This is a genomic window from Sphingobium sp. V4, from assembly GCF_029590555.1.
GTDB lineage: Bacteria > Pseudomonadota > Alphaproteobacteria > Sphingomonadales > Sphingomonadaceae > Sphingobium.
This window is the reverse complement of record NZ_CP081001.1, coordinates 2,408,214-2,430,584: the sequence shown is the minus strand read 5'-3', so window position 1 is coordinate 2,430,584 and position 22,371 is coordinate 2,408,214. Positions and strand designations below refer to the sequence as shown.

Annotated in this window: 25 protein-coding genes; 16 read left to right on the top strand and 9 right to left on the bottom strand. The window is 66.1% G+C overall.

Going from position 1 to position 22,371, the window contains the following annotated elements; genetic code table 11:
* The first annotated feature begins 52 nt into the window (after nucleotides 1-52).
* The 6 genes from ald (at nucleotide 53) to K3M67_RS12095 (ending at nucleotide 5,597) form a co-directional block, all read left to right on the top strand.
* Nucleotides 53-1,168 carry an alanine dehydrogenase gene (gene ald / locus K3M67_RS12120; protein WP_285832938.1) on the top strand — a complete coding sequence of 372 codons (1,116 nt, stop codon included), beginning with the start codon at nucleotides 53-55 and terminating at the stop codon, nucleotides 1,166-1,168.
* A 343-nt stretch (nucleotides 1,169-1,511) separates the two neighbouring features.
* Nucleotides 1,512-2,342, top strand: a complete 831-nt coding sequence (locus K3M67_RS12115; protein WP_066865416.1) for a sulfite exporter TauE/SafE family protein — start codon at nucleotides 1,512-1,514, stop codon at nucleotides 2,340-2,342.
* Nucleotides 2,343-2,443: 101 nt separating this feature from the next.
* Complete coding sequence (locus K3M67_RS12110; RefSeq protein ID WP_066865413.1) at nucleotides 2,444-3,157, top strand: response regulator transcription factor; 714 nt, start codon at nucleotides 2,444-2,446, stop codon at nucleotides 3,155-3,157.
* Nucleotides 3,150-4,499 carry a sensor histidine kinase gene (locus K3M67_RS12105; protein WP_066865410.1) on the top strand — a complete coding sequence of 450 codons (1,350 nt, stop codon included), beginning with the start codon at nucleotides 3,150-3,152 and terminating at the stop codon, nucleotides 4,497-4,499. Before K3M67_RS12110 ends, K3M67_RS12105 begins: the two co-directional genes overlap by 8 nt.
* Nucleotides 4,496-5,056 (top strand): hypothetical protein, encoded by a 561-nt coding sequence (locus K3M67_RS12100; RefSeq protein WP_285831580.1) that lies wholly within the window; start codon nucleotides 4,496-4,498, stop codon nucleotides 5,054-5,056. Before K3M67_RS12105 ends, K3M67_RS12100 begins: the two co-directional genes overlap by 4 nt.
* 172 nt (nucleotides 5,057-5,228) lie before the next feature.
* Nucleotides 5,229-5,597, top strand: coding sequence for a hypothetical protein (locus K3M67_RS12095; RefSeq protein ID WP_066865404.1), 369 nt, complete (start codon nucleotides 5,229-5,231; stop codon nucleotides 5,595-5,597).
* A gap of 30 nt (nucleotides 5,598-5,627) precedes the next feature.
* On the opposite strand, the gene K3M67_RS12090 is transcribed toward K3M67_RS12095, so the two are convergent.
* Nucleotides 5,628-6,830 carry a phospholipase D-like domain-containing protein gene (locus K3M67_RS12090; protein WP_502958880.1) on the bottom strand — a complete coding sequence of 401 codons (1,203 nt, stop codon included), beginning with the start codon at nucleotides 6,828-6,830 and terminating at the stop codon, nucleotides 5,628-5,630.
* Between the two features lie 122 nt (nucleotides 6,831-6,952).
* Between K3M67_RS12090 and rpoZ the strand changes: the two genes are divergently transcribed.
* Nucleotides 6,953-7,297, top strand: coding sequence for a DNA-directed RNA polymerase subunit omega (gene rpoZ, locus K3M67_RS12085; RefSeq protein WP_066865398.1), 345 nt, complete (start codon nucleotides 6,953-6,955; stop codon nucleotides 7,295-7,297).
* Nucleotides 7,298-7,442: 145 nt separating this feature from the next.
* On the opposite strand, the gene K3M67_RS12080 is transcribed toward rpoZ, so the two are convergent.
* Nucleotides 7,443-7,796 (bottom strand): glycine zipper 2TM domain-containing protein, encoded by a 354-nt coding sequence (locus K3M67_RS12080; RefSeq protein ID WP_066865396.1) that lies wholly within the window; start codon nucleotides 7,794-7,796, stop codon nucleotides 7,443-7,445.
* Nucleotides 7,797-7,909: 113 nt separating this feature from the next.
* Nucleotides 7,910-8,623 (bottom strand): uracil-DNA glycosylase, encoded by a 714-nt coding sequence (gene ung, locus K3M67_RS12075; RefSeq protein ID WP_066865393.1) that lies wholly within the window; start codon nucleotides 8,621-8,623, stop codon nucleotides 7,910-7,912.
* An 82-nt stretch (nucleotides 8,624-8,705) separates the two neighbouring features.
* Between ung and bla the strand changes: the two genes are divergently transcribed.
* The 3 genes from bla to K3M67_RS12060 are packed head-to-tail and all read left to right on the top strand — an operon-like array spanning nucleotide 8,706 to nucleotide 11,287.
* Nucleotides 8,706-9,764 carry a class A beta-lactamase gene (gene bla, locus K3M67_RS12070; RefSeq protein ID WP_066865530.1) on the top strand — a complete coding sequence of 353 codons (1,059 nt, stop codon included), beginning with the start codon at nucleotides 8,706-8,708 and terminating at the stop codon, nucleotides 9,762-9,764.
* A gap of 45 nt (nucleotides 9,765-9,809) precedes the next feature.
* Nucleotides 9,810-10,175, top strand: a complete 366-nt coding sequence (locus K3M67_RS12065; protein ID WP_066865527.1) for an Mpo1-like protein — start codon at nucleotides 9,810-9,812, stop codon at nucleotides 10,173-10,175.
* Nucleotides 10,176-10,219: 44 nt separating this feature from the next.
* On the top strand, nucleotides 10,220-11,287 hold the full coding sequence (locus K3M67_RS12060) for a GNAT family N-acetyltransferase (protein WP_285831578.1): 1,068 nt from the start codon (nucleotides 10,220-10,222) through the stop codon (nucleotides 11,285-11,287).
* Here the strand turns inward: K3M67_RS12060 and K3M67_RS12055 are convergent.
* Both K3M67_RS12055 and K3M67_RS12050 read right to left on the bottom strand, forming a co-directional pair.
* Nucleotides 11,265-12,134, bottom strand: a complete 870-nt coding sequence (locus tag K3M67_RS12055; RefSeq protein WP_285831577.1) for a cupin-like domain-containing protein — start codon at nucleotides 12,132-12,134, stop codon at nucleotides 11,265-11,267. The genes K3M67_RS12060 and K3M67_RS12055 overlap by 23 nt on opposite strands.
* On the bottom strand, nucleotides 12,131-13,261 hold the full coding sequence (locus K3M67_RS12050) for a GNAT family N-acetyltransferase (protein WP_285831576.1): 1,131 nt from the start codon (nucleotides 13,259-13,261) through the stop codon (nucleotides 12,131-12,133). The genes K3M67_RS12055 and K3M67_RS12050 overlap by 4 nt, the downstream gene beginning before the upstream one ends.
* 147 nt (nucleotides 13,262-13,408) lie before the next feature.
* Between K3M67_RS12050 and K3M67_RS12045 the strand changes: the two genes are divergently transcribed.
* The 4 genes from K3M67_RS12045 to K3M67_RS12030 all read left to right on the top strand — a co-directional run bounded on the left by K3M67_RS12045 (nucleotide 13,409) and on the right by K3M67_RS12030 (nucleotide 17,108).
* Complete coding sequence (locus K3M67_RS12045) at nucleotides 13,409-14,410, top strand: NAD-dependent epimerase/dehydratase family protein (RefSeq protein ID WP_066865382.1); 1,002 nt, start codon at nucleotides 13,409-13,411, stop codon at nucleotides 14,408-14,410.
* A 456-nt stretch (nucleotides 14,411-14,866) separates the two neighbouring features.
* Nucleotides 14,867-15,712 carry a KpsF/GutQ family sugar-phosphate isomerase gene (locus K3M67_RS12040; RefSeq protein ID WP_285831575.1) on the top strand — a complete coding sequence of 282 codons (846 nt, stop codon included), beginning with the start codon at nucleotides 14,867-14,869 and terminating at the stop codon, nucleotides 15,710-15,712.
* Nucleotides 15,709-16,518: a 3-deoxy-manno-octulosonate cytidylyltransferase gene (gene kdsB, locus K3M67_RS12035; protein ID WP_285832937.1), complete on the top strand. Its 810-nt coding sequence runs from the start codon at nucleotides 15,709-15,711 to the stop codon at nucleotides 16,516-16,518. The genes K3M67_RS12040 and kdsB overlap by 4 nt, the downstream gene beginning before the upstream one ends.
* 5 nt (nucleotides 16,519-16,523) lie before the next feature.
* Nucleotides 16,524-17,108: a histidine phosphatase family protein gene (locus tag K3M67_RS12030; protein ID WP_285831574.1), complete on the top strand. Its 585-nt coding sequence runs from the start codon at nucleotides 16,524-16,526 to the stop codon at nucleotides 17,106-17,108.
* Between the two features lie 4 nt (nucleotides 17,109-17,112).
* On the opposite strand, the gene K3M67_RS12025 is transcribed toward K3M67_RS12030, so the two are convergent.
* Together K3M67_RS12025 and K3M67_RS12020 are read right to left on the bottom strand one after the other, a co-directional pair.
* The gene (locus K3M67_RS12025; RefSeq protein WP_285832936.1) at nucleotides 17,113-18,150 is read right to left on the bottom strand and encodes a S66 peptidase family protein; all 1,038 of its coding nucleotides are present in this window, start codon (nucleotides 18,148-18,150) and stop codon (nucleotides 17,113-17,115) included.
* Nucleotides 18,151-18,155: 5 nt separating this feature from the next.
* Nucleotides 18,156-18,599, bottom strand: a complete 444-nt coding sequence (locus tag K3M67_RS12020) for a cupin domain-containing protein (RefSeq protein ID WP_066865371.1) — start codon at nucleotides 18,597-18,599, stop codon at nucleotides 18,156-18,158.
* Nucleotides 18,600-18,662: 63 nt separating this feature from the next.
* Here K3M67_RS12020 and dapE point away from each other — a divergent pair, with 63 nt between their 5' ends.
* Entirely contained in the window at nucleotides 18,663-19,820 is a 1,158-nt protein-coding gene (dapE, locus tag K3M67_RS12015) for a succinyl-diaminopimelate desuccinylase (protein WP_502958904.1), read from the top strand.
* A 456-nt stretch (nucleotides 19,821-20,276) separates the two neighbouring features.
* Here dapE and K3M67_RS12010 read toward each other — a convergent pair whose 3' ends face one another.
* Nucleotides 20,277-20,786 carry a hypothetical protein gene (locus K3M67_RS12010; RefSeq protein WP_285831572.1) on the bottom strand — a complete coding sequence of 170 codons (510 nt, stop codon included), beginning with the start codon at nucleotides 20,784-20,786 and terminating at the stop codon, nucleotides 20,277-20,279.
* On the opposite strand from K3M67_RS12010, the gene K3M67_RS12005 reads away from it, so the two are divergent.
* Nucleotides 20,787-20,945 carry a hypothetical protein gene (locus tag K3M67_RS12005; RefSeq protein WP_285831571.1) on the top strand — a complete coding sequence of 53 codons (159 nt, stop codon included), beginning with the start codon at nucleotides 20,787-20,789 and terminating at the stop codon, nucleotides 20,943-20,945.
* 45 nt (nucleotides 20,946-20,990) lie between these two features.
* On the opposite strand, the gene K3M67_RS12000 is transcribed toward K3M67_RS12005, so the two are convergent.
* Nucleotides 20,991-22,361, bottom strand: coding sequence for a class II 3-deoxy-7-phosphoheptulonate synthase (locus K3M67_RS12000; RefSeq protein WP_285831570.1), 1,371 nt, complete (start codon nucleotides 22,359-22,361; stop codon nucleotides 20,991-20,993).
* Between the last annotated feature and the right edge of the window lie 10 nt (nucleotides 22,362-22,371).

The following is a 22,371-nucleotide window of genomic DNA, read 5'->3' as shown; positions in this document are numbered from 1 at the left end:
GCGGTCATGAGGACGCGCAGCGGCGCGCCACCTGTTTTTCCGGAGAGTCATGATGATCGTCGGCACCGTCAAAGAGATCAAGAATCACGAATATCGCGTCGGCCTGACGCCCGAGAGCGTGCATGAACTGACCGCGAGCGGCCATCGCGTGCTGGTGGAAACCGGCGCGGGCGAAGGCATCGGCGCCAGCGATGCGCTCTATGAGAAGGCGGGCGCGCAGATCGTCGCCACCGCCGCTGAAATCTTCGCCACGGCCGAGATGATCGTGAAGGTCAAGGAGCCGCAGGCCGTCGAACGCGCGATGCTGCGCCCTGGCCAGATCCTCTACACCTATCTCCACCTCGCCCCCGACCCGGAACAGACCCGCGACCTGATCGCGTCGGGTGCCACCTGCATCGCCTACGAAACCGTGACCGACGCCTCGGGCGGTTTGCCGCTGCTCAAGCCCATGAGCCAGGTCGCCGGACGCATGGCGATCCAGGCGGGCGCGACGGCGCTGGAAAAGGCGCATGGCGGCCGCGGCGTCCTGCTGGGCGGCGTGCCGGGCGTGCTGCCGGCGAAGGTCGTGGTGATCGGCGGCGGCGTCGTCGGCTTCAACGCGGCGCAGATGGCCGCGGGCCTGGGCGCTGACGTCACCATCCTCGATCGTAGCCCCGAAGTGCTGGAAAAGCTTGGCATGTATTTCGAGGCGCGGGCCAAGACCCGCTTCTCCAACCGCGCCAACCTGGCCGAATGCGTGGCCGAGGCGGATCTGGTGATCGGCGCGGTGCTCATCCCGGGCGCCGCTGCGCCCAAGCTGGTCAGCGCCGAAATGCTCAAGACCATGAAGAAGGGCGCCGTGCTGGTCGACGTCGCGATCGACCAGGGCGGTTGCTTTGAGACCAGCCATGCCACCACCCATGCCGAACCGACCTATGTCGTCGACGGCGTAGTCCATTATTGCGTCGCCAACATGCCCGGCGCCGTGGCGCGCACCAGCACCTATGCGCTCAACAATGTCACGCTGCCGCACGCACTGCGCATCGCCGACCTGGGCTGGAAGGAAGCGCTGCGCCGCGATCCGCACCTGCGCGCGGGCCTCAACGTCTGGGACGGCAAGGTCACCTATCAGGCGGTCGCGGAGGATCTGGGCCTGGCCTACACGCCTGCGGAAGAAGCGGTCGCCTGATCCGCCGCCGTTCGCATTTAATGGCGCTTTGACAAGCGCCGGACACAAGCGGCGCCAGCCCTCCCTTGGGGCTGGCGCCATTTTTTTGCCTTATCGCCGCCGCACTGGCGCGCGCTGTTTCCCAAGGTCGCAAGAGTTTGGGAGAAGCAAGGTGCGGGTTCCGCCCCTCCGTTCGTCTAGCCGGTCAGGGGGACATGAGCACATGCCCCCATGCAGCTTGGTTTCGCCGAAGAGAGGCATGGTCTAACGTCATGGTCGATTACCCCACATTCGCCGCCTTGATCCGCCGAGGTGAAAGCAGCAACATGCCTGCTGGCTGCAACGGGCAGGAAGGGGCGCGGTGATGCACGGTGACATCATGACCTGGCTGGTTCCGCTCGTCGCCATGCTCGGCGCCGGCCTGCTTGCTGGTTTTGCCGCGGGGATATTCGGGATCGGTGGCGGCTTCGTCGTCGTCCCGGCCTTGCTGGTCGTCCTGCCGCTGCTGGGTGGCACCAAGGACGCTATCGCCCATGTCGCGATCGGCACGTCGGCGGCGACCATCATCGTTACCTCTATCCGGTCCCTCATGTCCCACGCCAAGCGCGGCGCGGTGGAGTTCGAGGTGCTCAAGGCCTGGGCACCCTGGATCATCCTGGGCTGCGGCGCGGGCGTCCTGCTCGCCAGCCATGTCGATGGCACCACGCTCAAGATGATCTTCGGCGGCGGCGTGATCCTGATGTCGCTCAATTTCCTTCTGCCCAAGGTCAGCGGCAAGGTGCTGAGCGACACGATGCCGTCGGGTATCGTCCGGGTCGGCATCGCCGGCGGGCTTGGCACCTTTTCCTCGCTGCTGGGCATTGGCGGCGGCACCATCGCCATCATGGTGATGACGCTGTGCGGCCGCACCATTCACCGCGCCATCGCCACTGCATCGGGCATCGGCACGCTGATCGCCATTCCCACCACCATCGGCTTTGCCATCATCGGCCTCAAGGAGGGTGGCCTGCCCTGGGGTTCGCTGGGTTATATCAATATCCCGGCAACCGTCGCGATCGCTTCCATGTCGATGCTGACCGCGCCGCTCGGCGTCGCTGCCGCGCACAGCCTGCCGGCTGGCCCGCTGAAGAAGATCTTTGGCGTCTATCTTCTGATCATCGGTACGCTGATGCTGCGCGCCGGCCTCAAGATGTGATCGCATCCGCCTGATCGGCCGGACATTCGTCGGCCGCCGGTGACAGGCTAACAGCCTTTGTCACTGGCGGCCTTTGTCTTTATGGCTAAGTCGGGGGAGTTATGCCGCAGTCCGATCAGATTTCCGTCTTGCTGGTGGAGGATGACGCTGCTGCGCGCGTCAATATTGCCGCCATATTGAGCGGCGCCGGCATGGTGGTGGAGCAGGCGGAGGACGGGCAGGCGGGCCTGCATCGCGCCGGCAGCGGGCATCATGACGTCATCATCCTCGACCGGATGCTGCCCTATCTGTCCGGCATCGACGTCGTGACCCGGATGCGCGTGGCGGGGGTGGGGGCGCCTGTCCTGATGCTGTCTGCTCTGGGCCGCAGCGAGCATCGGGTCGAGGGGTTGGAAAGCGGCGTCGATGATTATCTGGCCAAGCCGTTCGAGCCGGATGAACTGGTCGCCCGCGTCCGCGCGCTCTGGCGCCGCGCCAGCCGCCGCAGCAGCCATGATCCGGTGTTGCTGTTCGGCGACCTGGAATGCCATGTCAAGGCCCGCACCGCCTTTCGTCAGGGGCGTCATCTGCCGCTGTCGCCCAAGGAATTCGAGCTGTTCCGCTACCTGATGGACCATGCGGGCGAAGTGGTGACGCGCGAAATGCTGCTGCGCCATGTCTGGAAACTCAGTTTCGATCCCCAGACCAATGTCGTCGACGTCAATGTCGGGCGCCTGCGCCGCAAGCTGGAGGATGGATTCGACAGTCCCGTGCTCGAAACCGTCTGGGGCACCGGTTATCGGCTGATCGCGCGGAACGGGCAGGCGATTGGCTAGGCCCGGTCTCTTCCGGTCGGTCTTCGGCCGGGTCACGCTGTCGGCGCTGCTGGTCAGCCTGGTGTCGACCCTTGTCCTGTTTCTGGTGGTCCGGCAGATCGTCGACAATGACGCGCGCACGATGTTGGGGCGGGAGGTCGACACCGATCTGGCCGGACTGGCCGATATCTATGTGAGCAGCGGCGATGACGAATTGCGGGCGCGCATCGCCGATCGCCTGGCTGTCCAGCGGGAAGATGGCGAGAGGGTCTGGTATCTTCTCGCCGACGCCGATGGCCATCCCCTGGCCGGGAATCTCGACCGGTGGCCGGCCATCGCGCCCGAAGTATCGGAAGCCCGCTTCGTCGCGCTGCCGGCCGGCGAGCGGATGTTCGCGCGGGCGACGCGGCTCGCACCTGATGCCCGGCTGGTCGTCGGGCGCAGCGATTATCGTGGACAGGCGTTGCTGGCGCGTCTGGCCATGGCCTTCGCCACGGCTGGTGCGTTGATCGCCTTGCTCAGCCTCGTGGCCGGGCATTTCGCCGCGCGCCGGCTGCGCGCGCGGGTCGAGGCGGTGAACGCTACATTCGCCTCGGTTCGCGCCGGCCACATCGCGGCGCGGGCGCCTGGCGCCGGGAACAATGACGAACTGGCCGAACTGGCTGCCAACACCAACGCGATGCTGGACCAGGTCGAACGGCTGGTCGAGGCGCAACGGACCGTGTCCGACCAGACTGCGCATGAGATACGAACGCCGCTGATGCATCTCGATACCCGCATCCTCAAGGCGATGGAGGCGACGCAGGACGAGATGCTGCTGCGGACGCTGGATCAGTCGCGGGCCGAGATCCGGGGCGTCGTCCGCCTGCTCGATTCGCTGCTGGACATTGCCGGGACGCAGGCGATGCGCGGCGACATGCGCGGTCTGGCGGAGGTCAATCTGAGCGACATCGCCGAGAGTCTGGCCGACCTCTATGGCGCGAGCGCAGAGGAACTGGGCATTGGCTTCCATGCGCGAATCGCGCCGGGAGTGTTGTTCCGCGCCGACCCCATGCAGATGATGCGGCTGATGTCCAACCTGCTCGACAATGGCTTCAAATATGTGCCGAGCGGCGGGACTGTGTCGCTCGAACTGTCGCCGGGGCCCTATATCGTCGTGCAGGATGATGGCCCCGGCATCCCTCGTGCCGATCGGCATCGCATTTTCGAACGGTACGTCCGGCTCGACGGAGCGCCGGACGGCGGCCATGGCCTGGGCCTGTCCCTTGCGCTGGCGATCGCGGAGCGGCATGGCCTGTCGCTCTATGTGGAAGACGCCGCGCCCGGCGCGCGCTTCGTCGTGCAGCCGGAGGATGAATCATGATCGGGCTGCTGTTGCCGGGACTGTTGCTGGCGGCGTCGCCGCACGCCACCGCGACCGACATGCTGCCGGACGATCCGATCTTGCGCACGCTGCTGGAGGGCGAGGCGGCGCAGTCGAGTGGCGATCATGCCGCCTTGCTGGACCGGGTGCAGAGCCTCGTCGCGCTGGGCGCCAAGCCGGCGGAGGGGCAGGAGGATCTGGCCGCGCGCTGGACGCGGGAGGCGAGGGATCATGGCGTCACCGGGACGACGCCGGACTTTCGCGGGCGCGCCCTGGGGCCGGCCTATCGGCGCGGTTCGCTCGTGCCGGGCGCAAGCCTCGTCATGCGGCAACTGTTTCTGGGCGGGCAGCGCGCACAGATTTTCGTCGCACCTGCAGCGCGCGCCGCAAACCTGTCCATCCGCGTCCAGGGCGCGGACGGCGCGACGCTCTGCGCCAAGCCGGTCGGCGGGCCGCAGGTCGATTGCGCCTGGATGCCTATCTTCACCGATCGTTTCAATATCGTGATCGAAAATGGCGGCTCGGCGCCCGCCAGCTTCTATCTGGTCGTCAGATAGATCAAGCCTCTGATATAAATATTGAAAATGTCTATCCGGGCCGTCTGGGGGCGCTCGGCCCGTCGTTGCGCGCGGTCGCTTCGTCCATTCTGCACATCCGTTCAGGCGCAAAGCGCGGGGGCTGGGGCGTTGTGCAGCACATGGTTCAGATCAGCAAAGAGGAGAAGAACCCATGAACCGTTCGAAGCTTTTTGCCGCGGCCCTGCTGGGCCTGACCCCCGTCGCCGCGCTGGCGCAAAGCCCTGAAGGCCCGGTAAGCTACGAGGAGCAACTGGCGCAGGTCGAGGATCAACTCGTCTACCAGGCGCCGATCGCGGGTGTCGAGAATGACTACTGGTTCAACTACCAGACCGATCTGGCCGAGGCGCGCAAGGAATTGACCAAGGACCTGCGCGGTTCGTCGGATGCCGAAGATAATCGCGACGCCTGGGAGGAATATCGCGCCGAACTGGCCGATGCTCGCGGTGACTATGCCAAGGAAATGGCCGAGAAGGGCTATCCTGTCGGTGAAGTTCGCGTCCTGCCCGCCGCCGGTCGCTAAATGCTTGGGGAGGGGCGTCGTCCCTCCCTGTCAATCCGCGTCGGGATCGCGGAAGTTGAGCCGGCGCGTGACCGTATAGTCGAGCACGCCCACCAGAAGATAACTGATCCACTGCTTGGCAAGGGTCAGAAACGTGCGGCTGGCCCGATGCTGTTCCATCGTGATGAGGCGGCTCTCGCCGGCCTCCCGCGCGATGAAATCCCGCACCGCTGCAGCAAATCCCTTGTCCTCGATCCGGAGCATCACCTCCAGGTTCAGGAACAGGCTGCGCATGTCGAAATTGGCGGAGCCGATGAAAACCGCATCGTCAATGACCAGCAGCTTCATGTGCAGCTTGCACGGCTGATATTCGCGGATTTCCACGCCACGCTTGAGCAGCGGCCCATATAGGAGCCGCGCGGCCGCTACGGTGGCGCCATTGTCGGACTTGGCCGGCAGGATGATCCTGGCGCCCTCGCGCCGGGCTGCACGGGCGATGCGCTTAAGCATTCCGCGGCCCGGCGAGAAATAGGCCGCAATCATGTCCACGCGGCGGGCCTGCTCCAGATCATGTTTCACCACTTGCGCCCAGGGGCTGAGCCGCCGCGTGGGGCCGCCGATCAACCAGCGGAAAGGGGTGGCCCGATCATGATGCTGCATGGCGGGCCAACTGCGCACCATGTACCTCAAGGTGCGGAATCGCTGCTTGCGGGTCGATACCCAGCGCCAGAGCTGTCCGTACCAGCGGGTCATCGCCTCGACCTGGTCGCCCTCGACCCACAGCCCCAGGTCGCGCCAGCAATCCTCGGCCGGGATGCCGAAATAGCCGTCTTCGACGTTGAATCCGCCGATTAGCAGGCGTTGATTGTCGGCGATCGCCATTTTCTGATGGTTGCGGATCAGATATCGGGTCGACCGGCGCGTACCGAACCGCCCGAACCGGGCGCCGGCCTCCACCAGCGGGGCAAAGAAGCTGTCGGGCGCATGGCCGGAGCCGAAGCCGTCGACCATCAGCGTCACCGCCACGCCGCGCGCGCGCGCCGCGATCAGCGCGTCGCGCACCATCGTGCCGCTGCCGTCCTGCGCGAAGATATAATAATAGAGTTTGAGGCTGTGGCGGGCGCTGCCAATCAGGTCGATGAGCGTCGCGCGCAACGCCGCCCCCTCGACGATCAGGCGCAACTGATTGCCGGCCAACGTGACGCGAATCTCCTCCGCGTCGCGGGATGGGCAGGCAGGCTTGACGGTCGCCATAGCCTCTTCATGCCCCTTTTGGGCGCGCCACGCCATGGCTTTATGGCCTTTTCATTGACTCTCGCCGACGGCACTGCTAGGCGCCGGGGTTCAATTTCCATTCGCTGTTTCAGGAGGCCCGTTTGGCCCGCGTCACCGTCGAAGATTGCGTCGACAAGGTTACCAACCGTTTTGACCTCGTCCTGCTCGCCGCCCAGCGCGCGCGCGAGATTTCCGGCGGCGCCGAGCTGACGCTCGATCGCGACCGCGACAAGAATCCCGTCGTCGCCCTGCGCGAAATTGCGGAAGAGACGGTCCTGCCTGACGATCTGCATGATTCGCTCGTCGCGTCGCTGCAGAAGGTGCAGATCGATGATGACGATACCCCTGACGAGATCGGCTCGATTGCCCAGTCGGCGGAGGCGCTGCGCCTGACCGCTGCTGCGCCGCCGCGCAACCAGAACATCGGCGGCGACTACGACGGCTGATTTCTGACAAGTTCGGAGAGGGAATGAGGCCCGGCCTGCGCAAGCAGGACCGGGCCTTGACATGTCCGGCCAAGGGGCGCCGGAACGATGATTGCCAGGGAGAGGCGGGACGGCCCTGTCGGGAGCCGTCCGGTGCCTTGTTCCGTCAGCAGCTCGAATTGCGGTCGATCGCCCGGCCGGCCAGTGCACCCGCGCCAGCGCCGATGATGGTGCCGGGCGCGCGATCGCCCCGAGTGTCGACCGCGCGGCCCAGAAGGGCGCCTGCGACGCCGCCCAGCAGAAGGCCGGTCGTGCCGCCCGACTTGCGGCAGCGATAACGGTTGTCGTCGCGATAGTCGCTGCGCTGGGCATAGCGGCGGTCATGCCGGTCATGATCGCGATAGTGGCGCTCGCGGCTCCAGCGACGATGGCCGTCATCTGCGTAGGACACCGACGGCATGACGGCCGTCAGCGTGGCGGCGGCGAGGGCGGTGGCCAAAATGGCTTTGCTTATGGTCATCAGTTTCTCCTCCAGACCCGAAATCCTTGATTACAGGCGGAGATATGGCAGTACGTCCTTGTTCCCATCCTGAACCGGACTGTTATCCCCTGTTCAGCTTCAGAAGCGACGGCTTAGAGGGACAGTGCCCTTTGCTCCGCACCGCTCTCCGGCAATGCCCAGTCGATCGCTCCGCGCCCCTTCGCCTCCAGAAAGGCGTTGGCCCTGGAAAAGGGGCGTGAGCCGTGAAAGCCATTGTGCGCCGACAGGGGCGACGGGTGGGCCGACTTGATCACCAGATGGCGGTCCTGATCGACAAAGCCCGCCTTGCGCTGGGCATAGGCGCCCCAGAGCAGGAACACGACCGGATCCTCCTTCTGTGCGACCAGCCGCACGACCGCGTCGGTGAACAACTCCCAGCCCTTGCCCTGATGCGACGCGGCGCGCCCCATTTCCACCGTCAGCACGCTGTTGAGCAGCAGCACGCCCTGCTTCGCCCAATGCTCCAGAAAGCCATGGCGGGCGGGCGCGATGCCCAGGTCGGCCTGCATTTCCTTATAGATGTTGACCAGCGAGGGCGGGGTACGCACGCCGGGCTGCACCGAAAAGCAAAGGCCATGGGCTTGGCCTTCGCCATGATAGGGATCCTGCCCCAGGATCACGGCCTTCACCTGGTCGAGCGGCGTGAGGTCGAGCGCGCGGAAATATTCGCCGCCCTTGGGGAAGATGCGCTTGCCCGCCGCCTTTTCGCCCTGAAGGAAGGTCTTGAGGGCCAGCATGTGTGGGGCGGAAAATTGCTCGGCCAGCGGCAAACGCCAGCTTTCGTGCAGCTTGATCATGTCGCTCATGGTCGCGGTGATGATGCGCGCGGCGGCCGGCGTCAACCATCCAGGGCTTGCCTTGGTCGCCGCATTGCGCGAGGAGATGGCCATGCCGCAATTGCTTCGTCTGACTGCCTCCCTGGCCGCTCTCGGCCTGTTCTTCACGCCGCTGCCCAGCGCCGATGCCTTCGGCCCGCCACCCAAGCCGGTGCTCCAGCAGACGGCTGAGGCAAAGCTGCTTGCCGAATTCGCGCGCTTCGCGACGCTGTCAGACGGCAGTGTCGGCATTGCGGTACGCGACCTTCAGACCGGCGAGACGCAGGCGCTGAACGGCGACACGCTGTTCCCGATGGCAAGCGCCTACAAGGTCGCCGTGGCGGGGCGGATTTTCGCGCTGGTCGACGCGGGCGAATTGCGGCTGGACGATCAGCTGGCGCTCGACCCGGCGCTGGCGAGCGAGGGCGGCATCGCCTGGATGTTCTCGCGTCCCGGCGCGTCGCTGTCGGTCGACCGGCTGCTCGAACTGATGCTCCAAAAGAGCGACAATAATGCAACCGATGTTCTGGTCGCGCGCGCGGGCGGTCCGCAGGCGATCACCGGCTTTGTCGCCAAACTGGGCGTCAACGGGCTGCGCGTCGACAGCGACACGGCCCACCTTCTCTATCGCGCCATGGGCATCAATCCCCTGTCGGGCAGCTTCCGCCAGAATGCCGAAGCGGCGCGCCGGGCCGATCCGCTGCTCGTCACGCGCGACATTCGCGACCTGCCCAACCTCAATTTCGCCATGGACCCCAAGGATACGTCCACGCCATCGGCGATGCTCGACCTCATCACCGCCTATGCATCCGGGCGCGCCCTGTCGGCGGCGAGTACCCAGCGGCTGTTCACCATCATGGCCCATTGCGAGACCGGCAAGGCGCGGATCGTCGGCATGTTGCCGCCCGGCACGGCGGTCGCGCACAAGACCGGGTCGCTGAACGGCACCGGCAACGATGTCGGCGTGGTGCGCCTGCCTGACGGCCGGCGCTTTGCGGTCGCCGTCTTCGTCATGAAGGACAGCAAGGGCCACCGGTCGCGCGACCGGATCATCGCCGAGGCGGCGCGCGCGGCTTATGATTATTTCCTCTATGCTCCTGAAAGAGCGCACGGTCTGGCGCATAAGTCTTAACAGACATCAGGAAAGTCGTTACGATTGCGGTCAGAGAGGATGACCGTGACCAGCATCAACCGCTTCCGCGATTTCTGGCCCTATTATCTGCAGGAACATGCGCGGCCCGGCACGCGGGTACTGCATTATGCCGGCACCAGCCTGGTGATCGGACTCGCGGCGGCCGCCCCCTTGACGGGGCGCTGGTGGATCGCGGCTGCGTTGCCGCTGGCGGGCTATGGCTTCGCCTGGCTCGGCCATGGCCTGATCGAGCGAAACCGGCCCGCGACCTTTCGCTATCCCTTCTGGTCGCTGCGCGCCGATTTCGTTATGTGGCAGCGTTTCCTGACCGGCCATATGCAGCGCGACCTGGCTCGCGCCGGGGTGCGTCCCGACGGCACGATAGATCCTGCCCGGCGAATCTGCGTCTGATTCAGCCGCTTGACCCGGGCGGGCGCTCTGCGACAAGGGGCGCCATGGCTCTCGTCGCGACTTTTTCCCGGCCCGATCGGGCGGCTCTTGCCCGGCGCTGGCAGGCGCTGGAGGCGCGGTCGACCGGTTCCTTCTTCCTCGGCTGGACCTGGGTCGGCACCTGGCTCGACAGCTACGCCGTCCATCCCGAATTGCTGGCCGTGACGGACGGGGAGGCGCGCGACGTGGCGCTGGCGCTGGTCGGCCATGCCATGCGGCCGCGCCTGCTGGGACCGGTCGCGACGCTCGCCCTGAACCAGTCGGGCGATCCGGCGGCCGATCGGCCCTATGTGGAATATAACGGCCTTCTCACGGAGGCGGGCCGCGAGGTCGACGCGTCCGCCGTGGCGGCCGATGCGCTGGCTCGCCGCCGCGACTGGCGCGCCCTGCTGCTGAGCGGCGTCCTTCCGGGCACGCCGTTGCTTGACCTGCGCGCCCGTCGTCGCATCCGTGCCGATACCTCGCCCGTCTATCAGGTCGACCTCGACGCTGTCCGCGCCGCCGGGGGCGACTATCTCTCCTTGCTCAGCGTCAATACGCGCAGCCAGATACGCCGTGCGATGAAGGATCGGGGCGGGGTGCTGCCCCAGGTCGCGGTCGGCACGTCGGCGGACATCGATCCCTGGATCGCCGAGATGGCGGCGCTCAATCAGGGGCGCCACGCCGACAATGCATGGGACGATGCGGCTTTTCGCGCTTTCGTCGCCACACTGGCAGCGCGCGGCCTGCCGGACGGGCAGGTGGAACTGCTGCGCTTCACCGACGGCGGGGATGCGGTCGGTCTGCTCGTCAATTTCGTGCATCGCGGCGTGGCGATGAACTATCAGTCGGCCTTTGCCGAGCCGCGCGGGACGAAGGACAAGCCGGGGCTGCTCTGCCACGCCGCCGCCGTGGGGCGTTATGCGGGACAGGGGTTGGGGCGCTATTCCTTCCTGGCCGGCAAGGATCGCTACAAGCAGAGCCTCTCCACCTGCGAAGAACGGCTGGAATGGTGGGTGCTGGAACGGTTCACGCCCCGGCTGGAGGCGGAGGCGCTGCTGCGCCGGCTGCTCAGGCGCCCAGCTTCCGCATGACGCGATAGACGAAGCGGCGCAATCCCTGCGTCTCCGGCCGCGCGCTGACCCTGCCGGTCGGCAGGCCGCGCCGTCGCAGCAGCGCGTTGAAGCTGTGCAACTCGCCTTCCGCGACGGACCGTTCGGACCGCCATGTGACCGACAGGCTGACCGAGACGGCCGGGCCGTTCTCCACGAAATGCGGCGCCTTCACGGGCACATGGATGGCGTCGCCCGGCGCAAGCGCGAAGGCCGCGCCGCGTGCCTTGAACCCGTCCTGCCAGACGAGATTGCGATGCCCGCCATTGTGGAAATCCTCGCTTTTCTGCGCGGGCACCAACGCTTCGTCACGCGCGGGAAAGACGGTCATGGTCTTGGTCCCCATGATCTGGAGCAGGATATTATGCTCCGGGTCCATGTGGAACGGCGTGACGCTGCCGGGCGAGGTCAGGAAGATGAAGGCTTCCCGGTGCAGCATCGGCCCGGTCTGCCCCGCGACGATCGGCGCCAGTTCGGCCAGCGCATCGTCGAGCAGCGCGGCATAGGCCGGGTCGCGCTCGACATTCTTGAGCACGGCCCAGCTGCCGTTGCTCTCGATCGTGCGGATCGTTTCGCCCAGCGTGAGCCCGTTCGAGGGTGTGTCTTCCGGGCGCACCCCCAGCGGCAGCTTGCCCAGATTATATTCGACCGAGGATGCCGGCATCCGCTCCGCCAGAACGGCCAGCGCGTCAAGGGTCAGGAGACCGTGGCCAACGAGCCCGTGGGTCAGCTTGACGGGCTGGTCGGGATAGGCGGCGGCGAAGGTCGCGCGCGCGCTGTCGGGGAAGGTGGCGGCGTCGCCGGCCGCGATGAGGCTGTGGGCGGTCATCCCTGTCCTTTCACAATCTGGGCAAGCCGTTCGGCGGCGTTGGCGAGGGCGAAGGCGGCGCTTCTCTGCAACCGTACCCTCCCCCTGCCATGAAGGGCGATACGATATTGGACTATGGTCCGGCGCTCGGCCCACAGGCTGTCGATCATCGGATGATCGGCGGCGGCGCAGCTATCCATCCAGCCGATCTCGGGATCGCCCTGAACCGCGTGCAGGTTCGCGATCTCGATCAGCACGCCGGGGGAAAAACGGCCCAGTGCTTCGTCGATCGCGATCTTGAAGGAGAAGCCGCCTTCGCCATGACGGAAATTGACCAGCATGGCGATGGGCCGTCCGTCCAGGTCGAGCCGCAGGAAATGCAGGCGGCGTGCGGCGATGGCGGCGGCGCAGGCGGCGCGGAAGAAGGCGCTGTCTCCGGCCTTGCAGGCGAGCGCGGACCCTGCCGCGCCTTTCCAGCCCGACGCTTCGAGCGCCAGGAACGCGTCGCACCATAGCGGGAGGTCCGCCGGATCGGTCAGCAGTCTCTGCTCTACCACGCCCAGTTCGGCCAGCCGCTTCTGGAGCCGCCGCAACTCCTTGCGCTTCTTGGAACGGACCTGGCTTTCCCAATAGCTGTCCGCATCCAGGTCCGATCGCAACATGGCGCGGTCGTAGCGATGAATTTCGCGGCGCCCGCGTCGCTGCTCGACGCAGAGCGCCTCGATCGCAGCGGCATTGGCCCCTGCCGCGTCCAGCGCCTCCAGATGCAGGAAGCCGCGTGCCCAGGGTGCCGCGTCCAGCTGCGTCATGAAATCGCGCCAGGCTGCCAGTTCCCGGCCCCGCCGGATCATGGGCGCGCCGAAAAAACAATGATCGTGTATCCAGTTGGACACGCATCCGATCGGCAGCCGGCCATGGCGCGTTCGCGTGACGACGGGCAGCAGGCCGATCAGTCCATCATCCCCGCGCGCCTCAAGCAGATGGACCGCAGCATCCCCGGCCAGATGATCCAGCGCAGCGCCCAGCATGTCGGGCGCATAGAAGGCATTGGCTTCCGCCGCTTCCTGCGCCAGCGCCGCCCAGCGCGTCCTATACGCCGTCACGGGGGCGGGGAAGGCAGACGGGGAAGGATGGGCAGCCATGTCCATGGCCCGGCCTTAGATGGGAAAGATTAGGGAAAGCCTAAGCCTGAATGAGCGGTGCATGGCGCATTCGGGCGATACGACCGACGGGGGCTTTACATCCACCGTCTGTTCGGACGAGACGAGGGTGACGCCTGAACGGAGAGAAATGGCATGACGATTCTTGTCACCGGCGCAGCCGGCTTCATCGGTATGCACGTCGCCGACCGGCTGATGGCGCAGGGTCATGCCGTCGTCGGCATCGACAATCTCAATGATTATTATCCCGTATCGCTCAAGCGCGCCCGGCTCGATGCGCTGCATCAGGCTCATGGCCGGCTCTTCACCTTCCATGAACTGGACTTTGCGGACATGGACGCGGTTCAGGCTGCGCTGCACGACCAGGTGATCGAGGCGATTGTCCACCTGGGCGCCCAGGCGGGAGTGCGCTACTCCCTCATCAATCCGCACGCCTATGTCCGTTCCAACCTGGCGGGGCATGTCAATATGCTCGAACTGGCGCGGGAGAGGCGGGTGCGGCATCTTGTCTATGCCTCCTCCTCATCGGTCTATGGCGGCAATGACAGCCTGCCCTTCCGGGTCGAGGATCGGGCCGATCACCCCGTCTCGCTCTACGCGGCGACCAAGCGGGCCGACGAACTGATGAGCGAAACCTATGCCCATCTTTTCCGCATTCCGATGACGGGCCTGCGCTTCTTCACCGTCTATGGCCCCTGGGGGCGTCCTGACATGGCGATGTGGATCTTCACGTCGAAAATCCTGGCCGGGGAGCCGATCCCGGTGTTCAACCATGGCCGGATGCAGCGCGACTTCACCTATATCGACGATATCGTCACCGGCATCATCGGCTGCCTGGATCATCCGCCCGCCGATGACGGCGCGGCCAAGGCGGGCGGCAGTCGCGCGCCGCACCGGCTTTACAATATCGGCAACAACCGGCCCGAGGAACTGATGCACCTCATCGCCGTGCTGGAGGATGCGATCGGCCGCAAGGCCGAAATCGACTTCCAGCCGATGCAGCCCGGAGACGTCCATGCCACCTTCGCCGACATCAGCGCCATCGCGCAGGATATCGGCTTTGCCCCCACCACCGCGATCGAGTCGGGCGTGCCGCGCTTTGTCGAATGGTATCGGGCCTATCACCGGGCGGGGTGATGCTGCACCACGCATGAGCGGCAAAAAAGATGCGCGGCTCGTCGTCATGCTCGGTCGCTCTGCCGTGTTTCCAAAATGTTGGCGTCGGTATTTTTTGCCGGCGCGACCCTTCGCATCTGCAAAATGGATTGCCATAACTTGCTGAAACGGCGTAGACAGGCGCACTGATCTGGCTACAGGCCGGCAGGAGGTCGCGAAACGTGGAAAGACGACACGCCGAATTCGGCGGTTCGTCGCCGCCGGTTCCTTTGAGTGGAGGCTCGGGGAACAGGCGGAAAAAAGGGCAAGCGAGTGTCGACATCACCATCTAAGATCGTGCCTTTCGGCTCCGGCGGACGTATCGTCGAATCCGCATGTCGAAGCCTTTCGATCGCCGCCAGCGGCCTTCATGCTTTGGAAGCCCGCTTCAGCGAACGGGATTTCGCCGCGAATTTTCTCCGCCTCGTCGGCGTGTTGATGAATGTCCGGGGCCGTGTGATCGTCACCGGCATCGGCAAGAGCGGCATCGTCGCGCGCAAGATGACGGCGACCCTCACCTCGACCGGCACGCCCGCCATCTTCCTGCATCCCGCTGACGCGGGCCATGGCGACCTCGGCATGGTCACTCCGGACGACGTCGTTCTGATGCTGTCCCATTCGGGTGAATCCACCGAACTCGGCCCCATCATCCAATATTGCAAGCGCTTCGCCATTCCGCTGCTGGGCATGACCGCCCGGTCTCAGAGCACGGTCGCGCAGGCGGCCGATATCTGCGTCCTGATGCCGGACGTGCCGGAAGCCTGCCCCAATGCGCTGGCGCCGACCACGTCGACCACGGTACAGATGGCCTTTGGCGACGCGCTTGCCATTTCGCTGATGGAGATGCGCGGTTTCTCCGCCGACGATTTCTACAAATTCCATCCCAATGGCCGCCTCGGCGCGCAACTGCTCAAGGTGCGCGAACTCATGGCGACGGGCGACAATGTGCCCAAGGTCAGCGAGGACGCATCGCTGCTGGACGCGACGATCGAAATGACGCGCGGCCGGTTGGGCGGTACGGCGATCATCGACCGAAGCGGTCGCCTGATCGGCGCCTTCACCGATGGCGACCTGCGTCGCACCGTCACGGGCAAGCAGAATCTGACCGAATCCGTCGGCCGTTTCATGACCACGACGCCCCAGTCGGTGGCGCCCGACGAACTGGCGTCCGAAGCGCTGCACATGATGCATGAGCGTAATATCATGCTGCTTTTCGTGTGTGAAAATGGCCGGCTGAAGGGCGCGCTCCACATGCACGACCTGCTGCACGCCGGGGTCGTCTGAACCATCTTGTCGTCATTCCTGCGCGTGCCGGATCGACCCGCCTGCCGCGCAAGCCGCTACGGCTGATCGCCGGCCGCAGCCTGCTGCATCGCACTATCGCGATGGCCCGCGCGGCCATCGCGGGCCGCAGCGATGTCGCGCTGGTGGTCGCGACCGATGACGCGGAAATCGCCGATCATGCGCAGGCTGTCGGCTGCCCGGCGATCATGACCGACAGCGCGATTGCGACCGGATCGGGCCGGGCCCTGGCCGCGGCGCTGGCCAGGGCGCAGGCGCCGCAGTTCGTCATCAATCTCCAGGGGGACTCGCCCTTCCAGCCGGAAGGCGCGCTCGGCGCGGTCATCGCGACGCTGGAGCACGGGGCTGAGGTTGCCACGCCGGTGATCGCGCTCGACTGGGCGGCGCTCGACGCGCTGCGCGATCACAAGACGCGCTCGCCCTTCAGCGGCACCAGTTGCGCGCGCGCGCCTGACGGCCGGGCGCTTTGGTTTTCCAAGACCATCATTCCGGCGATCCGCGACGAGGACAGGTTGCGCGCCAGCCAGCCGCTCTCGCCGGTGTGGCGCCATGTCGGCCTGTACGGCTATGCGCTGGACGCGCTGCGCCGCTTCGAGGCGTGCCCGCCGACCGCGCTTGAAACGCTCGAAGGGCTGGAGCAGTTGCGGCTGCTGGAAATGGGCATCCCCGTCATGACCGTCGCGGTCGATCCGCCGCGGTTCGACAGTTCGGGCATCGATACCGAGGCCGACATCGACCGCGTCGAACGGCTGATCGCCGAGCATGGCGATCCCACGCCGCCGCTCTGACCGCCATGCGCCGTATCTTCGTCATTCGCCACGGCAATACCTTCACCAGCGGCGAGGAGCCGCGCCGGATCGGATCGCGCACCGACATTCCGCTGGTGGAGAGCGGCCGCGCCCAGGCGGAAAGGCTGGGTGGCTGGTTCGCCGGGGAGGGCATTCGGATCGGCCGCATGCTGTCCAGCCCGCTGCTGCGCGCCCGCGAAACGGCGCAGGCGATCGCGACGGCGACGGGTCATGCGCCTGACGGTGCGCGCGACTGGCTGGGCGAGATCGATCATGGTCCGGACGAGGGGCGGTCCGAAGCCGAGGTGACGGCGCGGATCGGCGCGCCGGCGCTGGCGCTGTGGGAAGAGCAGGGCGTCGCGCCCGACGGCTGGATCGTCGACGCAGAAGCACGCCTTGCCGCCTGGCGCGCCGTCTTCGCCGAGCAGCGCGAGGGGGTCGACCTGCTCGTCACCAGCAATGGCGCGGCCCGTTTCGCCCTCCTGGCGCTGGGCCTGCCACCGCGCAAGCTGCGGACCGGGGCGTTCGGCGAGTTCATCGTCGAAGCGGATGGCGCCGTCCGGCTGGTCCGCTGGGACGAACGTCCCTGACCGCTCAGGCCACCGCCGGCTCCAGCAGCCGGATCGTGCCCGCCGTTGCATCCATTTCCGCCTGCACGCCCAGCGGCAGGCTATACTGGTTGGCGACATGGCCGAACTGGCCGCCCTGAAAGGCGGGAATGCCGAGCGGTTCCAGATGCTGTTGCAGCACCTGCGACAGGGTGAAGCCGCCATAGCTGGCGCCGGCCGGGCCGCAATCGCTGCACTGGCCGAACACCACGCCCTTGAGCCTGTCGAGCATACCGGCCAGCTTCAACTGGGTCAGCATCCGGTCGATCCGGTAGGGCTGCTCGCTGATATCCTCGATGAAGAGGATCGCGCCGGAAAAATCGGGCAGCCATGGCGTCCCCATCAGCGCCGCCAGCACGGTGAGGTTGCCGCCCAGCAGCCTGCCCCGCGCCGTGCCGGGGCGAAAGGTGCGGATGCGGCCCGCGCGCTGCACCAGCCGGTCCTCATGCCCCTGCGGGTTGGCGAAGGTCGGCGTCCCGGCGTCGAACGCGACCGAGCGGAAGGCCTCCCAGCTATAGCTGCCCCAACTGCTCGACGCATTGGGGCCGTGGATGGTGGTGAAACCCGCCTTCGCCGCAAAGGCCAGGTGCAGCGCGGTAATGTCGGAAAAGCCGACCAGCAGCTTGGGATTTTTGCGGATGGTGGCGAAATCGAGCAGCGGCAGGATGCGCGCGCATCCCCAGCCGCCGCGCACCGCGAACACCGCGCGCACCTCCGGGTCGGCGAACATCGCATTCACGTCTGCCGCCCGATCGGCATCGGTGCCCGCCAGATAGCCGTGGCGGTCCGCCAGATGGCGCGCGGGCTTGGGCCGCAGCCCCATGGCGCTGATCGTTTCCTTGACCAGGTCGAGGTCGAACGCATCGTCGGTGAAGCCCGCCGGCTCGATCAGGCCGACCATATCGCCCTGCCGCAGGCGGGGCGGCAGGATCAGTCCTGTGGTGGCCGCCGAAGCGGGCGTCCGCGCCGCCGCCAGCATGGCGGCCATGGCCGCGCTCTTCATCCACGCGCGGCGTTCCATCATTCCCGTCAATAGCTGCTCCCATCCCTGTGGCGGTAGGCTCCGCCCGACCATAGCATGTCCACGTCCGAATAATGGCAATCGCCCGATGGCGGACGGCCGAAGGCGAGGAGCACGCAATCCGCGCCGCTTTCATTGACCAGATGATGGCCGTTGGGTTCGCCCTTGGGGAAGGCCGCCATGTCGCCCGGATGCAGCAGGGTCCGCGCGTCGTCCTCGACCAGTACCGCCTCGCCCGCCAGCACCACGATGAATTCATCCTCATCCTCATGCCAGTGCCGGTGGGAAGAGGCCGCGCCGGGCTTCAGCACGACATGACTGACCCCGAAATCGGACAGTCCGCTCACCGGACCCAGCCGCCGGACCCATCTTTCCCTGACCATGCCGGCATGGGCGTTCGGGTAGCCGGTGCTGTTTACCGGGGCGATGCTGTCCAGATCGATGCGAGGCATGGCCTCATCCTCCTTCTGCCGCTGGCCAACGGGCACGGCTTTCGCTAACGCGGCGGCATGAGCATGACCAGCCCCAAAGACCCCGATATGCCCCATGACACCGTCGTGGCCCTGGCCCAGCGCCTGATGGCCTGCCCTTCGGTAACACCCGCCACCGGCGAAGTCTTTACGGCCCTTGAGGCAATGCTGGCGCCGCTCGGCTTCACTGTCGACCGCTTCGTCACGGGGGCCGCGCCCGACGGGCCGGTCGAAAATCTGCTCGCCTGGCGCACCACGGGCGCGGGACCGCATTTCGCGTTTGCCGGGCATCTGGACGTGGTGCCGCCCGGGCCGGGCTGGACCAGCGACCCCTTCGCGCCGGAAATGCGCGGCGACCTGCTCTACGGCCGGGGCGCGGTGGATATGAAGGGATCGATCGCCGCCTTCGTGGCGGCGCTGTCCGACCTGCCCGACGACCTGCCCGGCACGATCAGCCTGATCATCACCGGCGACGAGGAAGGTCCGGCGGTCCATGGCACGCTGGCGCTGATGGACCGGATGGCGGCGCGCGACCTGCGCCCCGACCTATGCCTGGTGGGCGAGCCGACATCGTCGGCGCGGCTGGGCGACGTGGTCAAGATCGGCCGGCGCGGGTCGGTCAACATGTGGATCAGCGTCGCGGGCAGCCAGGGCCATGTCGCCTATCCGCATCTGGCCGACAATCCGATCCCCCGGCTGGTACGCATCCTGACGGCGATCGAGGCGGAGGTGCTGGACGAGGGGACCGACTGGTTCCAGCCCAGCAATATCGAGATCACCGACCTGGAGGTCGGCAATGCCGCGCATAATGTCATCCCCGGCAAGGCGACGGCGCGCATCTCGATCCGTTTCAACGACCAGCATAGCGGCGCATCGCTGATCGAACGGATCAAGGCCATCGCGGCGACCGAGGGCGGCACGGTGGAGGCGCGGATCAGCGGCGAATCCTTCCTGACCCAGCCGGGCGCCCTGTCCGACCTGGTGCGCGGCGCGATCCGCGACGTGACCGGGGTGGAGGCGGAATTGTCCACCACCGGCGGCACGTCCGACGCGCGCTTCCTGTCGCGTCTCTGCCCGGTGGTGGAGTTCGGCCTGAACAATGCGACCATGCACAAGCTGGACGAGGCGGTGGCGGTGCAGGATCTGCGCGACCTGACGCGCATCTATGCGCTGGTGGTGGAACGGGCGCTGGCGCGCGGCTGAGATTTTCGCCGTTCGACGGACGCCGGCGCTCGTCCCGCGAAGTTCACACCGACGTCGCAATTTTGCCGGAAAAGCCTCCGCAAAGCGCCCGCGACGCGTCCCCGACGCGCCTGCGCTCCGCCCGCGCGGCAGCGGCGCGGCACCGGGCGATGCGGCACGGCGCCAGCAAGGGCGGCAGGGGAGCGGCAGGCTGTTCCATCCGCCAGGATAGATCAGAGAAGATCCTACATTGGAAGGGTTTTTGCCGAGGGCGCAGGGGCGAGGGATGGAGTTGCGGATTTCCGCAAACGACCATCCTTCACCGTCATCCCGGCCTTGAGCCGGGATCCCGCTTCTTCATTTGAGCGAAGAAAAGCGGGATGCCGGGTCAAGCCCGGCATGACGATTGTAGGAATGGCAGGAAGCGACCAATGCAGGTCATAGGTGGTGAACAGATTAGAGTCTGATAGCAGACGTTTAGGTGAGCGGTTTCCATCGTTTCATGTCAGGCGGCGTATCCGCTGGGTGCAGGCTATATTGACCATCTGCGCGAAAGGCGAAGACGGCATCTGGCCCATAGATAAACCATTGTTCGGTAGTTGGATCATCGCCGACTGCCCACGTTTCAAGAGCGGCACCGAGATCAAATTCAAATCTGGATCGGCCAGCGGCAGGGAATACCGAAATATTGGTCAGTTTCTGCCCATCGAGGTTGGCAGTGGCGCGGAAAATATCATCTCGGCTATCCTCGCTCCACGCGATTGGCTGACCATTAATCAATACACGCCATTCGCAGCAATAAATCCAAATGTGCCACCGCCCCTGAACGTAGGCCTGCCGTCGAAATCCTTGCTGCTCCGAGCGCCATTCTTGAACCGTTAGTTTGGGATCACCAAACTCGAAGGTCAAAAAGCTGCCATAACCTTGTCTGGCTCCCCATGCTGGGTGGCCGATCATAGGTAAGGTAAAATCATCAAGAGCCATCATATGGCGTTGATCGCATCGATCTTGAACGTCTGCAATGCGCGGCTAAATCTTGAAACCAGTCAGTCGCCTATCCACCCGTTCCGTTATTCCCGCGACCCGGAGAGCGGCCGTTACGCAATCCACCCGAATGTCCGTCCGGCGGCAATCCAGGCCACCTGAAAGCAATCGGGGCCGGATCGTTGCGATCCGGCCCCGGCTCGTTCGTCAGGCCGCGGCGCGGCGTTCCTTCAGTTCCTCGTTGAGCATCTCGGCCAGCAGGAAGGCCAGCTCCAGGCTCTGCGCCGCGTTGAGGCGCGGGTCGCAATGGGTGTGGTAGCGGTCGGCCAGCCCCTCGTCGGTGATGGCGATGGCGCCGCCGGTGCATTCGGTGACGTTCTGGCCGGTCATTTCCGCGTGGATGCCGCCGCCGAAGCTGCCCTCGGCGCGGTGGACGGCGAAGAAGCCGCGCACTTCGGCCAGGATGCGGTCGAACGGCCGCGTCTTGTAGCCATTGGCCGCCTTGATGACGTTGCCGTGCATCGGATCGCAGGACCAGACCACCGGATGGCCTTCGCGCAGCACCGCGCGCACCAGCTTGGGCAGGCCCGCCTCGATCTTGTCATGGCCATAGCGGGTGATGAGCGTGATGCGCCCTGCCTCGCGCGACGGGTTCAATATGTCGAGCAGGCGGAGGAGCGCGTCCGGCTCGAGGCTGGGGCCGCACTTCATGCCGATCGGGTTGCCGATGCCGCGCAGATATTCGACATGGGCCGACCCTTCGAAGCGGGTGCGGTCGCCGATCCACAGCATGTGCGCGGAGGTGTCATACCAGTCGCCGGTCAGCGAATCCTGCCGGGTCAGCGCCTGTTCGAACGGCAGCAGCAGCGCTTCATGGCTGGTGTAGAAGCTGGTCCCGCCCAGTTGCGGCACGGTGTCGGCATGGAGGCCGCAGGCGCGCATGAAGTCGAGCGCCTGGCCGATCTGGTCGGCCATCGCCTCGAACTTCGCGGCCCAGGGGCTGCGGCCCATGAAATCGAGCATCCAGCCATGCACCCGTTCCAGGCTGGCATAGCCGCCGGTCGAGAAGGCGCGCAGCAGGTTGAGCGTCGCGGCCGACTGGTTGTAGGCGCGGATCATCCGTTCCGGGTCCGGCTCACGCGATTCGGCGGTGAAGGCGATGTCGTTGACATTGTCGCCGCGATAGCTGGGCAGCTCCACGCCGCCGATCGTCTCGGTATCGGCCGAGCGCGGCTTGGCGAACTGGCCCGCCATGCGGCCGACCTTCACCACCGGCAGCTTCGACGCGAAGGTCAGGACGACCGCCATCTGGAGCAGCACGCGGAAGGTGTCGCGGATATTGTTCGGATGGAACTCCGCGAAACTTTCGGCGCAGTCGCCGCCCTGGAGCAGGAAGGCCTCGCCATTGACGACCTTGGCCAGGTCGGCCTTCAGGTTGCGCGCCTCGCCCGCAAAGACGAGCGGCGGAAACTGGCCAAGCTGGGCCTCTACCGAGGCAAGCGCCCCCGCATCCCGATAAAAGGGCATCTGGATGCCCTTTTGGCTCCGCCAGCTATCCGGCGTCCACTTCGCCGCCACGTCGAGTCTC

What these genes read in the sequence shown, in the direction of transcription:
- ald (WP_285832938.1), top strand. Translation starts at nt 53, where the DNA reads ATGATCGTCGGCACCGTCAAAGAGATCAAGAATCACGAATATCGCGTC.
- dapE (WP_502958904.1), top strand. Translation starts at nt 18,663, where the DNA reads ATGACCAGCCCCAAAGACCCCGATATGCCCCATGACACCGTCGTGGCC.
- K3M67_RS12055 (WP_285831577.1), bottom strand. Translation starts at nt 12,134, where the DNA reads ATGACCGCCCACAGCCTCATCGCGGCCGGCGACGCCGCCACCTTCCCC.
- K3M67_RS12010 (WP_285831572.1), bottom strand. Translation starts at nt 20,786, where the DNA reads ATGATGGCTCTTGATGATTTTACCTTACCTATGATCGGCCACCCAGCA.
- ung (WP_066865393.1), bottom strand. Translation starts at nt 8,623, where the DNA reads ATGAGCGACATGATCAAGCTGCACGAAAGCTGGCGTTTGCCGCTGGCC.
- bla (WP_066865530.1), top strand. Translation starts at nt 8,706, where the DNA reads ATGCCGCAATTGCTTCGTCTGACTGCCTCCCTGGCCGCTCTCGGCCTG.
- K3M67_RS12005 (WP_285831571.1), top strand. Translation starts at nt 20,787, where the DNA reads ATGGCGTTGATCGCATCGATCTTGAACGTCTGCAATGCGCGGCTAAAT.
- K3M67_RS12040 (WP_285831575.1), top strand. Translation starts at nt 14,867, where the DNA reads ATGAATGTCCGGGGCCGTGTGATCGTCACCGGCATCGGCAAGAGCGGC.
- K3M67_RS12025 (WP_285832936.1), bottom strand. Translation starts at nt 18,150, where the DNA reads ATGATGGAACGCCGCGCGTGGATGAAGAGCGCGGCCATGGCCGCCATG.
- K3M67_RS12045 (WP_066865382.1), top strand. Translation starts at nt 13,409, where the DNA reads ATGACGATTCTTGTCACCGGCGCAGCCGGCTTCATCGGTATGCACGTC.
- K3M67_RS12115 (WP_066865416.1), top strand. Translation starts at nt 1,512, where the DNA reads ATGCACGGTGACATCATGACCTGGCTGGTTCCGCTCGTCGCCATGCTC.
- K3M67_RS12110 (WP_066865413.1), top strand. Translation starts at nt 2,444, where the DNA reads ATGCCGCAGTCCGATCAGATTTCCGTCTTGCTGGTGGAGGATGACGCT.
- K3M67_RS12030 (WP_285831574.1), top strand. Translation starts at nt 16,524, where the DNA reads ATGCGCCGTATCTTCGTCATTCGCCACGGCAATACCTTCACCAGCGGC.
- K3M67_RS12020 (WP_066865371.1), bottom strand. Translation starts at nt 18,599, where the DNA reads ATGCCTCGCATCGATCTGGACAGCATCGCCCCGGTAAACAGCACCGGC.
- K3M67_RS12095 (WP_066865404.1), top strand. Translation starts at nt 5,229, where the DNA reads ATGAACCGTTCGAAGCTTTTTGCCGCGGCCCTGCTGGGCCTGACCCCC.
- K3M67_RS12050 (WP_285831576.1), bottom strand. Translation starts at nt 13,261, where the DNA reads ATGGACATGGCTGCCCATCCTTCCCCGTCTGCCTTCCCCGCCCCCGTG.
- K3M67_RS12090 (WP_502958880.1), bottom strand. Translation starts at nt 6,830, where the DNA reads ATGGCGACCGTCAAGCCTGCCTGCCCATCCCGCGACGCGGAGGAGATT.
- K3M67_RS12060 (WP_285831578.1), top strand. Translation starts at nt 10,220, where the DNA reads ATGGCTCTCGTCGCGACTTTTTCCCGGCCCGATCGGGCGGCTCTTGCC.
- K3M67_RS12100 (WP_285831580.1), top strand. Translation starts at nt 4,496, where the DNA reads ATGATCGGGCTGCTGTTGCCGGGACTGTTGCTGGCGGCGTCGCCGCAC.
- K3M67_RS12080 (WP_066865396.1), bottom strand. Translation starts at nt 7,796, where the DNA reads ATGACCATAAGCAAAGCCATTTTGGCCACCGCCCTCGCCGCCGCCACG.